The organism is Streptomyces sp. TAA204 (assembly GCF_000424965.1).
In genome coordinates, this window is the sequence record NZ_AUKW01000006.1 from 279,180 (window position 1) to 293,034 (window position 13,855).

At 72.4% G+C, this 13,855-nt stretch carries 12 protein-coding genes; 10 read left to right on the forward strand and 2 right to left on the reverse strand.

Features of this window, described 5'->3' with window-relative positions:
• Positions 1-7: 7 nt before the first annotated feature.
• Entirely contained in the window at positions 8-313 is a 306-nt protein-coding gene (locus tag H343_RS0114025) for a hypothetical protein (protein ID WP_028431673.1), read from the forward strand.
• Positions 314-638: 325 nt separating this feature from the next.
• Entirely contained in the window at positions 639-1,112 is a 474-nt protein-coding gene (locus tag H343_RS0114030; RefSeq protein WP_028431674.1) for a carboxymuconolactone decarboxylase family protein, read from the forward strand.
• A gap of 163 nt (positions 1,113-1,275) precedes the next feature.
• Here H343_RS0114030 and H343_RS0114035 read toward each other — a convergent pair whose 3' ends face one another.
• On the reverse strand, positions 1,276-1,584 hold the full coding sequence (locus H343_RS0114035) for a hypothetical protein (RefSeq protein WP_028431675.1): 309 nt from the start codon (positions 1,582-1,584) through the stop codon (positions 1,276-1,278).
• Between the two features lie 566 nt (positions 1,585-2,150).
• Between H343_RS0114035 and H343_RS0114045 the strand changes: the two genes are divergently transcribed.
• From H343_RS0114045 to H343_RS0114060, 4 genes are all read left to right on the forward strand, one after another.
• The gene (locus H343_RS0114045; RefSeq protein ID WP_037903673.1) at positions 2,151-3,602 is read left to right on the forward strand and encodes an FAD-linked oxidase C-terminal domain-containing protein; all 1,452 of its coding nucleotides are present in this window, start codon (positions 2,151-2,153) and stop codon (positions 3,600-3,602) included.
• 5 nt (positions 3,603-3,607) lie between these two features.
• Entirely contained in the window at positions 3,608-4,867 is a 1,260-nt protein-coding gene (locus H343_RS0114050; protein WP_158679560.1) for an FAD-binding oxidoreductase, read from the forward strand.
• A gap of 147 nt (positions 4,868-5,014) precedes the next feature.
• A complete protein-coding gene (locus H343_RS30540) occupies positions 5,015-6,409 on the forward strand; it encodes a heterodisulfide reductase-related iron-sulfur binding cluster (RefSeq protein WP_051265186.1) in 1,395 nt (464 codons plus the stop codon).
• A 37-nt stretch (positions 6,410-6,446) separates the two neighbouring features.
• On the forward strand, positions 6,447-8,186 hold the full coding sequence (locus H343_RS0114060) for an L-lactate permease (RefSeq protein ID WP_028431678.1): 1,740 nt from the start codon (positions 6,447-6,449) through the stop codon (positions 8,184-8,186).
• Here the strand turns inward: H343_RS0114060 and H343_RS0114065 are convergent.
• Complete coding sequence (locus tag H343_RS0114065; protein ID WP_028431679.1) at positions 8,147-8,830, reverse strand: GntR family transcriptional regulator; 684 nt, start codon at positions 8,828-8,830, stop codon at positions 8,147-8,149. The genes H343_RS0114060 and H343_RS0114065 overlap by 40 nt on opposite strands.
• 274 nt (positions 8,831-9,104) lie before the next feature.
• Here H343_RS0114065 and H343_RS0114070 point away from each other — a divergent pair, with 274 nt between their 5' ends.
• From H343_RS0114070 to H343_RS0114085, 4 genes are all read left to right on the forward strand, one after another.
• Positions 9,105-10,541 (forward strand): GuaB1 family IMP dehydrogenase-related protein, encoded by a 1,437-nt coding sequence (locus H343_RS0114070; protein ID WP_028431680.1) that lies wholly within the window; start codon positions 9,105-9,107, stop codon positions 10,539-10,541.
• 238 nt (positions 10,542-10,779) lie between these two features.
• Positions 10,780-12,285, forward strand: a complete 1,506-nt coding sequence (locus tag H343_RS0114075; RefSeq protein WP_028431681.1) for an amino acid permease — start codon at positions 10,780-10,782, stop codon at positions 12,283-12,285.
• A 10-nt stretch (positions 12,286-12,295) separates the two neighbouring features.
• Positions 12,296-12,751, forward strand: a complete 456-nt coding sequence (locus tag H343_RS0114080) for an Lrp/AsnC family transcriptional regulator (RefSeq protein WP_028431682.1) — start codon at positions 12,296-12,298, stop codon at positions 12,749-12,751.
• A gap of 188 nt (positions 12,752-12,939) precedes the next feature.
• Entirely contained in the window at positions 12,940-13,734 is a 795-nt protein-coding gene (locus H343_RS0114085) for a carbon-nitrogen hydrolase family protein (RefSeq protein ID WP_028431683.1), read from the forward strand.
• Positions 13,735-13,855: the final 121 nt, after the last annotated feature.

The following is a 13,855-nucleotide window of genomic DNA, read 5'->3' on the forward strand; positions in this document are numbered from 1 at the left end:
GAACGAGATGTCCCGTACGGACAGGACCAAGCCGCTGTGGGTGCGCAACGCGGAGCACGGCCCCCGGCCCGTCCACGATCACCGCGAGGGCGAGTGCGATCTGCCACCGAGGCCGGCCCGGGAGGGCGCGGACACCCGCTGCCGGTGGGAGCACCCCGACGCGCTGCTGTTCCGCCACACCTGCTGTTCGGGGTGCAGCAGGCGCGGCTGCGTCAAGGAACGGCAGCAGATGGTCAGGAGCAGCAACCGCAGGGAACGCTACGAGGGCCGCCGTGAGGCTCGCCGTCCCGCCGCGGAGGAGGACGGTGACTGACGGTCGGCATGTCCTCGGCCGGCGGCCGGACCGGGACGCGGTCCGTGTGACGCGGCCGGTATGACGCGATCCCGGTCGTGGCGCCGGAAGGGCGCCGGGGCCGCCGCCTCCGGCAGGGGGCGGCCCCACCCGGCGTCACGGCGCCACGGCGCGGGACCGACGACGAGTCCCGCCCCGACTGCCGGACATCCCTTGCCGAGGGGCCCGCGGACTGCGACCGGCCGGGGGCGAACGGCGGAGGCGCACGTCACATCAGGTCATGTCACATTCCGCAGGGCCGCTCCGTCGAAGAGGTGTCATCACCGACAAACGGCAAGGAGTGGACGTGGAAGCTCGGTTGAACCTCTTCGACAGCCCGGTCGCAGCAGGTTTCCTGAAGCACATCATCCCCGCGGGCAAGGCCGTCAAGGACTCGCCGCTGCCCGTCGCGACGCAGGAACTGGTGGCGCTTCGCGCCAGCCAGATCAACGGCTGCGGTTTCTGCGCGGACATGCACACCAAGGAGCTCGCGCACGCCGGGGAGAGCTCGACGCGCCTGAATCTGGTCGCGGCCTGGCGGGAGGCGACGGTCTTCACCGACGCCGAACGCGCCGCGCTGGAGCTGGCGGAACAGGGAACCCGTACCGCCGACGGGGCGGGCGGCGTCACGGACGCGGCGTGGGCGAACGCCGCCAAGCACTACGACGAGGAGCAGCTCGCCGCCCTGGTGTGCTCCATCGCCCTCATCAACGCCTTCAACCGCATGAACGTCATCACGCGGCAGCCCGCTGGCGACTACCAGCCCGGCCAGTTCGCATGACGGAGCCATCCCGCGCGTAGCGGCGTGCGCTGTCCCGGAGCGGCCGCAGCACGCCCCGGCCTTCCGCGAGTTCGCCTCGCGGGCACCGGGGCACGGGGCGCCGTTCCGGGGCCGGTGGGGTGGGTACGGCGGCCGTCCGGCTCACTCCGGCGGCCTGTCCCGGTCACCCGTGCGCGATGCCGCCCACGGGGCTGGCGGCATCGCGCAGCCACACGTACTGCCCCTGGCCGGTGACCCGGAGGCCGAACTCACCCGCCTCCGGGCTGCCGGCACTCACGTAGCTCTCCCACAGGCTCTCGACCTCCTCCCACAGTGCGCGCGGCCCGTACTCCCACACGTAACCGCTTCCGTCGGCATCGGCGGCGGATCCGCGGCCGTCCTCCACCCAGGCCGTGTACCGGCCACCCCGTCGCTTGCCGGTCAGCCGCACCTGAGGCAGGTGGGCGTGGCGTGTGCCCCAGTCCGGGGTCATTCGTCGTCGGGGCCGCCCGGTCCGCTGCCGTCCGGGCCGGGTTCCGGCGGCTCGTACGGCTTGTCGGAGGGCTCACCGCGGTGCCTGCCCCCGGAAGCGTCGACCCCACTCATGTCGCGTGGTCCTTCTCCTCGGCGCTGTCCGGGTGCGGGCACCGCCGCTGACGGTGCGCGTGCGGGCACGTGCCGGGAGTGTTCCCCGGATTCGTCCGGAGGGTGGGACTTCCCGCCGAAGTCCTCCCCGCGTCAGCAGCGAACGGCGCACTCCGCGTCGCGCTGCCGCACGGTCACGCCCCTCGCCGAACGGGATTTCACGCCCCCTGAGCGAGCGGCCTTGCGTACGGAAGCGGCCCGTGCACCGTTCACCGGGGGGCGCCTCACGAGGGTTGCGTCCCTGCACAAGTCCTCAACACCCCCGTTGCGAAACATAGATGCAACCAAGGGTTGACCCATAGATGCAACGGCCCTAGGTTCCGTGGCGCGGTCTTTGAATACCGGACTTCGGAATGTTCGCCGGCTGCCGCTCTGTTCGAAGGGTCGATCCACGGGTCAGGAGGCACGGTGCCGATGATCGACACCGCACTGCGCCACAAGTTCGAGGCAGCGCTCGGGACGGACGCCGTCCTGACCGATCCGCTCCAGCTGCGGACCTACGAGTGTGACGGCCTGACCGGCTTCCGTGAAGTCCCCGCCCTGGTGCTGTTGCCCCGCACCACCGACGAGGTCGCCGCCGCCGTCTCCCTGTGCGCCGAGGCGGAGCTGCCCTTCGTCGCGCGCGGCGCCGGGACGGGTCTGTCCGGGGGCGCCGTGCCCGTCGCACAGGGCGTGGTCATCTCGCTGGCCCGCATGCGGCAGGTCCTCGAACTCGACCCCGACGACCGCCGCATGGTCCTCCAGCCCGGAGTCACCAACGCGGAGATCTCCAAGGTCGCGGCCCCGCACGGTCTTTACTACGCGCCCGACCCGTCCAGCCAGGTGGTGTGCACGATCGGCGGCAACGTCGCCGAGAACTCCGGCGGCGCCCACTGCGTGAAGTACGGCTTCACCGTCAACCACGTCACCGCCCTGCGCGTCGTCCTGCCGGACGGCTCGACCGTGACGCTCGGCGGCGACGCCCCCGAGAGCGCCGGACCGGACCTGCGCGGGCTCTTCATCGGCTCGGAAGGCACCCTCGGCATCGCCACCGAGATCACCGTGCGCCTGCTGCGCATCCCGCAGAGCGTCCGCACGCTGGTCGCCGACTTCCCCACGGTGGAGGCGGCGGGGGAGGCCGTCAGCGGGATCATGGCGTCGGGCATCGTGCCCGCGGCGGTGGAGATGCTCGACTCGCTCGCGATCGAGGCGTGCGAGGCGGCGGTGCACGCCGGATACAGCCTGGAGGCGACCGCGGCCCTCGTCGTCGAACTCGACGGCATGGAAGACGAGTGCGAGGAGCAGTTCGCCCAAGTCGTCGCGCTGTGCAGGGAGAAGGGCACCACGAACGTACGCATCGCCGACACCGCCGAGGAGCGCGCCCTGATCTGGAAGGGCCGCAAGGCGGCGTTCGCCGCGGTGGGACGCATCAGCCCCGACTACTTCGTGCAGGACGGCGTCGTCCCGCGCACCCGGCTGTCCGAGGCCCTGACCCGCATCGCCGAGATGTCACGAACGGAAGGGCTGCGCGTGGCGAACGTCTTCCACGCGGGCGACGGCAACCTGCACCCGCTGGTCCTCTTCGACGAACAGGCCGGCGAAGCGGAGCGGGCGGAGCAGCTCTCCGGCCGCATCGCCGAGTTGTGCGTGGAGTTGGGCGGGTCGCTCAGCGGCGAGCACGGCATCGGCCTGGACAAGGCGTGCTCCATGCCGAAGATGTTCGGCGAGGTCGACCTGGCCGTCATGCACAGGCTGCGCCACGCCTTCGACCCGCACGGACTGGCCAACCCCGGCAAGGTCCTGCCCACTCCACGGCTGTGCGGCGAGAAACCGGGCCGTTTCCGGCCGCACCCGCTGGAAGAGGCGGGAGTCATCGAGAGGTGGTGAGGGAGATGGCCGAGGCCGAGGAGCCTCCGGGCACGCTGCGTGAGAGCCCCGCAGGTGCCGCCCGCGGGGCCGGCTCCGCGCCCGGTGCCGGGAGTTCGCCCTCCCGCGTACGGCCGACGGATCTGGCCGGGGCCGCCGAGGCGCTGGAGAGGGCAGCGGGCGAGGGGCAGTCGCTGCTCTTCACCGGGGCCGGGACCGCGCTGGACTGGGGGGCGCCGGTCGATGCCACCGACCTCGTGGTGGAGACCGGCGGCCTGGACCGGCTCCTCGCCCACGCCCCGGAGGACTGGACGGTCAGCGTCGAGGCCGGGATGCCGCTCACGCGGCTCCAGGAACAACTCGCCCCGGCCGGCCAGTGGCTGCCGCTGGACGCGCCGACTGCCGCCGGGGGCGCCACGCTCGGCGGGCTGCTGGCGGGCGGCGACGCCGGGCCGCGGCGTCTGAAGTACGGCGGCATGAGCGACCTCGTCATCGGCGCGACGCTCGTACTGGCCGACGGCACCGTGGTGCGCAGCGGCGGCGAGGTCATCAAGAACGTCGCAGGCTACGACCTGGCGAAGCTCATGTCGGGTTCGCTCGGAGTCTTCGGCCTGGTGGCGCAACTCAATCTGCGCGTCCACCCGTTGCCCGCCGCTACCTCCACCGTGGCGCTGGCGGAGGAGGACGCGGCGCAGGCGCTGTCGGCGGCGCGCGCCGTGATGCGCTCGCCGCTGGAGCCGGTCGCGGTCGAGTGGGACGGGCGGAAGCTGCTGATCCGCTTCCACGGCACCGAGGAGAGCACGTCCGCCCGCGGGCGGCTCGCCACCGAACTGCCCGAACTGGCCGCTGCCCGGGTCCTGGACGCCGCCGCCGAGCGGTCCGTCTGGGAGGAGCTGGCCGTCCGTGTCCGCGGCCGGGAAGGCGAGACGGTGCTGCGCGCCGGTACCCGCCCGGCGCAACTGCCCGCCCTGCACCGGAGGTTGCGGGCGCTGACGGAGGGCACGGGCGTGGAGGCCGGCATCGTCAGCGGCATCGCTCAAGGCGTGCACACCGTCGTACTGCGCGGGGGAGAGGCCAGGGAGCACGCGGCATGCCTGACAGCGTGGCGCGAGTCCGTGCACGAGAGCGGAGGCTCCCTGACCCTGCGGCGGCGGCGCGAAGGCGTCGAGGAGACGGCGTCCTCGTGGGGTCCGGCACCGCCCACCGTTCCCCTCCTGCGTTCCCTCAAGCGGGAGTTCGACCCGGAAGGCCGCTGCGCACCGGGCCGCTTCACTCCCTGGCTGTGACCCTTCTCCTTCCCGCAGAGCACGGAGGACCCGGGCACCCGAGCAGCCGAGCACCTCGACACCCGAACATCCCGACACCCGAGCACCTCGACACCCCAACACCGAGTACGAGCACCCGGACCACGGCCCACCCCCAGGGAGCGCCGCATGACTTCGCCGCACGGTGGATCGCACGACGACCGAGCCACCACCCCGGAGGGGGGTTTCGACGCCCAACGCCCGCCCTCCCCGGAGCTTCTCTCCGACTGCGTGCACTGCGGTTTCTGCCTGCCCGCCTGCCCCACGTACGCGCTGACCGGCGAGGAGATGAACTCTCCGCGCGGCCGCATCTACCAGATGAAGCTCATCGGCGAGGGCGAGGCCCCGCTGGACGCCGCCGCGGTGGGCCACTTCGACAACTGCCTGGGCTGCATGGCGTGCGTGCCCGCCTGCCCCTCCGGCGTGCAGTACGACCGGCTCATCGAGTCCGTCCGTCCGCAGATCGAACGCAACTGGGCCCGTTCCCGCTCCGACCGCGCCTTCCGCGAACTGATCTTCCGCGTCTTCCCCTACCCGCGACGCCTGCGGGTGGCGGCCGTGTTCGGCGCCCTGTACCAGCGGCTGCGCATCCGCGGCGCGCTGCACAGGACGGGGCTGCTGCGGCGGCTGCCGGCACGGATGCGTGCCCTGGAGGCGCTGATGCCGGACGTCCGGCTGCGCTCGGCGCTGCGCCGCACTCCCGGCCACAGCCCCGCCCGTACGGACCATGAACCCGCTGCCGCCGGCTCGGGTGAGGCCACCACCGCGCAGGGCGGCACGGGCACGGCACGGCGCACCGTCGGCATGGTCACCGGCTGTGTGCAGCAGGTCTTCTTCGCGCAGGTCAACGAGGCGACGGTGCGTGTCCTGACCGCGGAGGGCTGCGACGTGGTGGCGCCCCGCGCGCAGGGCTGCTGCGGCGCCCTCAGTGAACACGCCGGGCGGGAGGAGGAGGCCGTCGAGCGGGCACGGCGGCTCATCGACACCTTCGAGGCGCACGAGGTGGACGCGGTCGTCGTCAACGTCGCCGGCTGCGGCTCCGCGCTCAAGGAGTACGGACGGCTCCTCGCCGACGACCCCGAATACCGCGACCGCGCGGCCGCGTTCGCCGCGAAAGTACGCGACATCTCCGAACTCCTCGCCGAACTGCCCCCGCTCGCCCCGCGCCACCCGGTCCCCGCACGTGTCGCGCACCACGAGGCGTGTCACCTCGCGCACGCACAGGGAGTGCGCGAACAGCCGCGCGCCGTCCTGGGGAGCGTGCCCGGTCTGGAGGTGACCGCCATCCCCGAGGCGGACATGTGCTGCGGCTCCGCGGGCGTCTACAACCTCGTCCAGCCCGAAACGGCCGAGGAACTCGGCCGCCGCAAGGCGCAGAACGTCCGCTCCACCGCTCCCGACGCCGTGGTCACCGCCAACCCCGGCTGCCTGCTTCAGATCTCACGGCACCTCGAGTCCCCGCTGCCCGTGCTGCACCCCGTCCAGGTCGTCGACGCCTCCATACGCGGCGTCAAGCCCTGGTGAGTCGTCCCCCGAGTCCCAACTCGTCACCGGAGGCACCGTGTTCCAACCCGTACTCGACCCGCTGGGCGGCTCACTGGGGTGGTCGTCGCTCGTAGCGGCCCTGCCGCTGGTCGTCTTCTTCGTGCTGCTGGGCGTGCTGCGCGTCCAGGCGTGGCTCTCGGCGCTGGCCGCGCTGGGCACTGCCGTCGTGGTGGCCGTCGCCGCCTACGGCATGCCCGTCACGCAGAGTCTCAACTCCGCGGTTCTGGGCGCCGTGTTCGGCCTCTTCCCGATCATGTGGATCGTCGTCAACGCCCTGTGGGTCTACCAGATGACCGTCGACACGGGGCACTTCGAGGTGCTGCGCCGCTCCTTCAGCAAACTCTCCGACGACCAGCGGCTCCAGGCCGTCATCGTCGCCTTCTGCTTCGGCGCGCTCCTGGAGGCGCTGGCCGGCTTCGGCGCACCGGTGGCGATCAGTGCGGTCATGCTCATCGCACTGGGGTTCAAACCGTTCAAGGCTGCCACGGTGGCCCTGGTCGCCAACACCGCGCCCGTGGCGTTCGGCGCGATGGGGACGCCCGTCATCACGCTCTCCCAGCTCACCGGGCTCCAGCTCGAGGACGTCTCCTCCACCGTGGGGCGTCAGACGCCGCTGCTGGCCGCGATCGTGCCCGTACTGCTGGTCTGGCTCGTCGACGGGCGCCGCGGCGTGCGGCAGACGTGGGTGCCGTCTCTGGCCTGCGGACTCGCCTTCGCCGTCTCCCAGTTCGTCTGCTCCAACTACATCTCGGTGGAACTCACCGACGTCGTCGCCTCGCTCTTCTCCGTCGGCGTGCTCGTGCTGGTGATGCGTGTCCGCGGCTCCTACACCCTGCTTCCCGTCGAGGAGCAGGAGTCCGGCCCGCAGGAGTCCGGCGGCGCGGGCGGCGCTTCCGCCTCCCCCTCCGGCACGTCCGGCGGGACCGCCTCCGGTACGTCCGGCGGGACCGGCTCCGGCACCGCCGCCGGCACGGACACCGAGGTCCCCGCCGCCCCCGCCGCCGAGGACAGCCCGCGAGCCGCCCTGAAGGCGTACCTGCCCTACGCCGTCATCATCGTCATCTTCGCCGTGACCCAGATACCGGCGGTCAAGACCGTCCTGGAGAAGGGCGCGGTCGTCTTCGACTGGCCCGGACTCAGCGTCGCCGACCCCGTCACGGGCGAGCCGGTCGCGGCGACGGCCTTCAACTTCAACTGGCTGCCGGCGACGGGCACGATGCTGCTGCTCAGCGGTGTCCTCACCGCGGCGCTTCTGTCCATCTCGCCGGGCATCGCCGTACGCGCCTACGGCCGTACCCTGCACCAGCTCCGCTGGGCCATCCTCACCGTGGCGGCCGTACTGGCGCTGGCGTACGTGATGAACCTGTCCGGACAGACGGCCACCATCGGGCACGGCATCGCCGGTGCCGGTGCCGGACTGGCGTTCCTCTCCCCGGTGCTGGGCTGGCTGGGCGTCGCCGTCACCGGGTCCGACACCTCGGCCAACGCCCTCTTCGGCACGCTCCAGGTGGCGGCGGCCAAGTCCTCCGGCCTCAGCCCCGAACTCCTCGCCTCCGCCAACAGCTCCGGCGGGGTCCTGGGCAAGATGCTCTCCCCGCAGAACCTGGCCATCGCCGCCGCCGCGACGGGCCTGGGCGGGCGCGAGGCCGAACTGCTGCGGAAGGTCGTCGGCTGGAGCCTGGCGCTGCTGCTGCTGATGTGTGTCCTGGTCTTCCTTCAGTCCACGTCCGTGCTGGGCTGGATGCTGCCGGTCTGATGTCCCAGCAGTGCTGCGCGGGTACCCCGCAGGTGCCCGCGCAGCGCGCTGCGGTAGCCCGCCACGTCGCCCTGTTCGAGGAGGGCGACGAGTTCGGTGTGCTCGTGGTTGGTGGCGCGCAGCCGGTCGTCGTCGTTGAACACGGCGACGAGGCCCATGCGCTGCTGGCGGTCCCGCAGCCCGGAGTAGAGACCGAGCAGGATGTCGTTGTCCGCCGCGCCGACGATCAGCTCGTGGAAGGCCTGGTCTGCGGCGACGAACGCCTTGCCGTCACCGGCCTCGCGCAGCTTCCGCTGCTCACGGAGCTGGCCGCGCAGCCGCTCGACGAGCGCCTCAAGCGCCGCAGGGCCGAGGGAGGCGACCTTCTCCGCGGCGAAGGACTCGATCAGCTCCCGCGTCTCCAGGACCGTCTCGACCTCCTTGGCGGAGACGGGCACCACCACCGCGCCCCGCTTGGGATAGAGGCGCAGCAGCCCCTCCGTCTCCAGCCGCAGGAATGCCTCACGCACGGGCGTCCGGCTGATGCCCAGCGCCTGGGCCACCGTGCCCTCGCTGATCAGCTCGCCACCGGCGAGGACGCCTTCGAGTATCCGTTCCTTGGCGTAGTCGTAGGCGCGCTGGGACGTGGGGAGAGCCTTTCCCACCTGCTGCCCCCCAACATGGATGGATTCATGTGTCCGAGCGGGACATTAGATGCGCCTCCTGCGGCCGTGCAACCGGCTCCGCCGTGCCCCTCCCGGGCGGGACGGAGCGGCCGTCGCCCCGGCCGCAGGGAGATGCCAGGGGCCCGGTTCGCCGTCCGCGGCGCCCATCAGGGATGATGGGAGAAGGATCCACATCCCGGACGCTGCTGTGCCGGCCCGGACTCCCCACCCGCCCCGCAGTCACAACGCAGGTGAGAGAGCCGAGAGTGCCCGTATGCGATTTCTGAACGATCAGCAGCCCCCGTACGACCTGACCTACGACGACGTCTTCATGGTGCCCGGCCGCTCCGCCGTCGGCTCCCGCCAGGGCGTGGACCTCTCCTCGCCGGACGGCACAGGCACCACCATCCCGCTGGTCGTCGCCAACATGACGGCGATCGCCGGACGGCGCATGGCCGAGACAGTCGCCCGCCGCGGGGGCCTCGTGGTCATCCCGCAGGACATCCCGATCGACGTCGTCTCCGAGGTCACCAGCTGGGTCAAGAACCGCCACCTCGTGCTGGACACCCCCATCACGCTGGCGCCGACCCAGACGGCGGCCGACGCGCTCTCGCTGCTGCCCAAGCGTGCCCACGGGGCGGGCGTCGTCGTCGAGGGGGGACGCCCCGTCGGCGTCGTCACCGAGTCCGACCTGACGGGCGTGGACCGCTTCACCCAGCTCTCGGAGGTGATGTCCCGCGACCTGCTCGTCCTCAAGGCGGACATCGACCCCAGCGAGGCGTTCGACCAGCTCGACGCCGCGCACCGCAAACTCGCCCCCGCCGTCGACGCCGACGGCCGCCTCGCCGGCATCCTCACGCGGAAGGGCGCGATGCGCGCCACGCTCTACACCCCCGCCACCGACGGCGCCGGACGTCTGCGCGTCGCGGCCGCCGTCGGCATCAACGGCGACGTGGCCGGCAAGGCCGCCGCGCTGCTCGAAGCCGGCGTGGACACGCTCGTCGTGGACACGGCACACGGCCACCAGGAGCGCATGATCGAGGCGCTGCGTGCGGTACGCGCCCTGGACCCCCGAGTGCCCGTCGTCGCGGGGAACATCGTCGCCGCCGACGGCGTCCGCGATCTGATCGAGGCGGGTGCCGACATCGTCAAGGTCGGTGTCGGTCCGGGCGCCATGTGCACCACGCGGATGATGACCGGAGTCGGCCGTCCGCAGTTCTCCGCCGTCCTGGAGTGCGCGGCGGAGGCACGCCGCCACGGCAAGCACGTGTGGGCCGACGGCGGCGTGCGGCACCCGCGGGACGTGGCCATGGCGCTGGCGGCGGGTGCGTCGAACGTCATGATCGGGTCGTGGTTCGCCGGTACGTACGAGTCGCCGGGCGATCTCCAGCAGACCGCCGACGGACGGGCGTACAAGGAGTCCTACGGCATGGCCTCGGCCCGTGCCGTGCTCCACCGCACCAGCGCCGAGTCGGCCTACGACCGTGCCCGCAAGACGCTGTTCGAGGAGGGGATCTCCACCTCGCGGATGTTCGTCGACCCGGCGCGTCCCGGCGTCGAGGACGTCATCGACGCGATCATCGCGGGAGTCCGCTCCTCGTGCACGTACGCGGGCGCCGCCTCCCTGGCGGAGTTCGCGGAGAAGGCCGTCGTCGGAGTGCAGAGCGCCGCCGGGTATGCGGAGGGTGAGCCCCTGCACGCGAGTTGGTGAGCACGGGAACGGGCACGGGCTCGGTGCGGGGCGCTGCGCGTACACGGCGCGGCGGCCCGCCCGAGCGCTTGGTGAGGCCGGCACCGGCGGCTGCGCCGGGGGCTGAACGAATCGCCTCCGCCCGCCAGTTGCACGCAACACATCGCCGCGAGCGCGCAAAGGTGTCCCGTTCCGTGACGCGGCACCCGCCTCGTAGGGTCGTGGGCCACATCTGATCAACACCGAGGAGGCCGCTGCCGTGCCGGTCCAGGGAGCAGACCCGTCCCTTCATCCGAAGTCCCCCGCACCGCGGGGCGCCGCCGGCCGGCTGCTGCGCCGCAAACCGGTGGAGCGCCTGGTCGCCGAGGGCGGTCACGGAGCGGGCGGTGACCTGCGCCGCAGCCTCGGCCTGTGGCAGCTGACCATGATCAGCATCGGGGCGACGCTGGGAACGGGGATCTTCGTCGTGCTCGGTGAGGCCGTCCCCGACGCGGGCCCCGCGGTGACCGTCTCCTTCGCGATCGCCGGACTGACGGCGCTCTTCTCGGCGCTCTCCTACGCCGAACTGGCCGGCACCATCCCCGTCGCCGGCTCGTCCTACTCCTACGCCTACGCGACCATGGGCGAACTGGTCGCCTGGGTGTGCGGCTGGTGCCTGCTGCTGGAGTACGGGGTGTCGGTGGCGGCGGTCGCAGTCGGCTGGGGCCAGTACATCGACGAACTCCTGCACGGGACGCTCGGAGTGACCCTCCCTCAGGCGCTGGCCGCACCGCCCGGCGAGGGCGGGCTCTTCAACGTCCCCGCCCTGCTGGTCGTACTGCTGGCGATGGCCTTCCTGATGGGCGGCGCGAAGGAGAGCGCCCGCGCCAACACCGTCATGGTGGCGGTGAAGATCCTGGCGCTGCTGGTGTTCTGCGCCGTGGCCGCCGCCGGGGTGAAGGCGGGCAACTACCAGCCCTTCATGCCGCTGGGCATGGCCGGGGTCAGCGCCGCCGGAGCCACCCTGTTCTTCTCCTACATCGGCTTCGACGCCGCTTCCACGGCCGGGGAGGAGGCCAAGGACCCGCAGCGTGACCTGCCTCGCGCGATCCTGCTCTCGCTGGGCCTGGTCACCGTGCTGTACTGCCTGGTCGCGGCCGTCGCCGTCGGCGCCCTGCCGTGGCGGGAGTTCGAGGGCACCGAGGCGGCTCTGGCGGGTGTGCTGCGCAGTGTCACCGGGCAGGACTTCTGGCCGGCGGTGCTCGCGTTCGGCGCCGTCGTGGCCATCGCGTCCGTCGTGCTGGTCGTGCTCTACGGACAGACCCGCATCCTCTTCGCCATGTCCCGGGACGGCCTGGTGCCCGGGATCTTCTCCAAGGTCCACGCCCGCAGCGGCACGCCGCGCGCCAACACCCTCATCGTCTCCCTCTTCTGCGGGACACTGGCCGCCGCCGTCCCGCTGGGCCGGCTGGCCGACGCGACAAGCATCGGGACACTCTTCGCCTTCGGCCTGGTCAACGTCGCGGTGATCGTGCTGCGCCGCACTCGCCCGACGATGCGGCGCACCTTCCGTGTGCCCGCCTCGCCGCTCGTCCCCGCCGTCGGGCTCGGGCTGTGCCTGTGGATGATGTTCAGCCTCGACTCCGTCACCTGGGCCGTCTTCGGCGTCTGGATGGCCGTGGGCGCTGTGGTCTACTTCGGGTACGGTATGCGCCGCTCCCGGCTGAACGCGGGCGAGGACGGCACCCCGCCGTCGTCGCCGGACCCCGCGCGCAGGGAAGAGTGAGCCAGCCGCCGTGCCCCTGAACGAACTCGACGAACGCATCGTCCACGCCCTGGCCGAGGACGCCCGCCGCTCCTTCGCCGACATCGGCGCCGAGGTCGGCCTCTCCGCTCCCGCCGTCAAGCGCCGGGTGGACCGGCTGCGCGAGCAGGGCGCCATCACCGGCTTCACCGTACGGGTGGACCCGGCGGCGCTGGGCTGGGAGACGGAGGGCTGGATCGAGATGTACTGCCGCTCCAAGACCTCGCCCGAGGACATCCGCCGCGCACTGGCCCGCTACCCCGAGGTCGCCTCCGCCTCCACGGTCACGGGCGATGCCGACGCCGTCGTCCAGGTCTTCGCCGCCGACATGCGCCACTTCGAGCAGGTGCTGGAACGCATCGCGGGCGAGGCCTTCGTGGAGCGTACGAAGTCCGTGCTGGTGCTCTCGCCGCTGCTGCGCCGCTACACCTCGGGGGCACCGCGCTGAGAGGGCCGCACGGCCACGGCACGCGTACCGCGCACCGAGCACGCAACGAATCACCACAGCGACGGAAGAAGACGCAACGGACGGCTCCTGGATGCGCAACGGATGAGCCTTGCCCGCCGAACTGCCCGGATCTACCGTCGAAGTGTTCCCCCGCACATCCGCAGGACCGGCCCAGAGTCGGAGGTTCCATGACGTCGCTGCGCGTCGCGCTGCACCAAGGCCCCGCCCGGGCGCCACGTACCGTCGAGGACGGCCTGTCCGCGATCGACGACGCCGCCCGCCGTGCCGCGGCCCGGGGCGCGCGGCTGCTGGTCACCCCCGAACTGTCGCTCACCGGCTACGCGCTGGGGGACCGCGTCGCCGCCCTCGCCGAACCCGCCGGGGGCGACAGCGCCCGCGCCGTCGCCCGGATCGCCCGGGAACACGGCATCGCCCTCGTCCACGGATACCCCGAGCTGGACGGGGGGAGCGTGCACAACTCCGTGGCGCTCACCGGCCCCGACGGGTCCGTCCTGGCCGGCTACCGCAAGACGCACCTGTACGGCGGCTGGGAGAGGGCCCACTTCACGCCCGGCGGCCGGCTGCTCGTCCAGGCCGACCTGGAGGGCGTACGGATCGGGCTGCTCGTCTGCTACGACGTGGAGTTCCCCGAGACGGTACGCGCCCACGCCCTTGCCGGAACCGAGCTGCTGGTGGTGCCGACGGCGCTGATGCGCCCGTACGACATCGTCCCCCGGACCGTCGTGCCCGCCCGCGCCTGGGAGAACCAGCTCTACCTCGCCTACGCCAACAGGCAAGGCCGCGAAGGGGAGTTCGACTTCGCCGGCCTCAGCTGCCTCGCCGCCCCCGACGGCACGGTGCCCGCCCGCGCGGGCAGCGGCGAGGAACTGCTCCTCGCCGACGTCGACACCGCAGCGCTGCGGGCCTCCCGCGCGCAGACCACCTATCTGGACGACCGGCGCGGCGACCTCTACGCCGCCTGACGGGGCCGTCCGGCCCCACGTTCCCGTCCCTGTCCTTCCCCGCCGCGTTCGCTCACCCTTCCGACGCCCCCCGCGGAGCGCGCCGTTCTCCGGGCGCGCGCCGCGGTCACACCCGCCCACC

What these genes read in the sequence shown, in the direction of transcription:
- H343_RS0114035 (WP_028431675.1), bottom strand. Translation starts at nt 1,584, where the DNA reads ATGACCCCGGACTGGGGCACACGCCACGCCCACCTGCCTCAGGTGCGG.
- H343_RS0114070 (WP_028431680.1), top strand. Translation starts at nt 9,105, where the DNA reads ATGCGATTTCTGAACGATCAGCAGCCCCCGTACGACCTGACCTACGAC.
- H343_RS0114045 (WP_037903673.1), top strand. Translation starts at nt 2,151, where the DNA reads ATGATCGACACCGCACTGCGCCACAAGTTCGAGGCAGCGCTCGGGACG.
- H343_RS0114085 (WP_028431683.1), top strand. Translation starts at nt 12,940, where the DNA reads ATGACGTCGCTGCGCGTCGCGCTGCACCAAGGCCCCGCCCGGGCGCCA.
- H343_RS0114025 (WP_028431673.1), top strand. Translation starts at nt 8, where the DNA reads ATGTCCCGTACGGACAGGACCAAGCCGCTGTGGGTGCGCAACGCGGAG.
- H343_RS30540 (WP_051265186.1), top strand. Translation starts at nt 5,015, where the DNA reads ATGACTTCGCCGCACGGTGGATCGCACGACGACCGAGCCACCACCCCG.
- H343_RS0114050 (WP_158679560.1), top strand. Translation starts at nt 3,608, where the DNA reads ATGGCCGAGGCCGAGGAGCCTCCGGGCACGCTGCGTGAGAGCCCCGCA.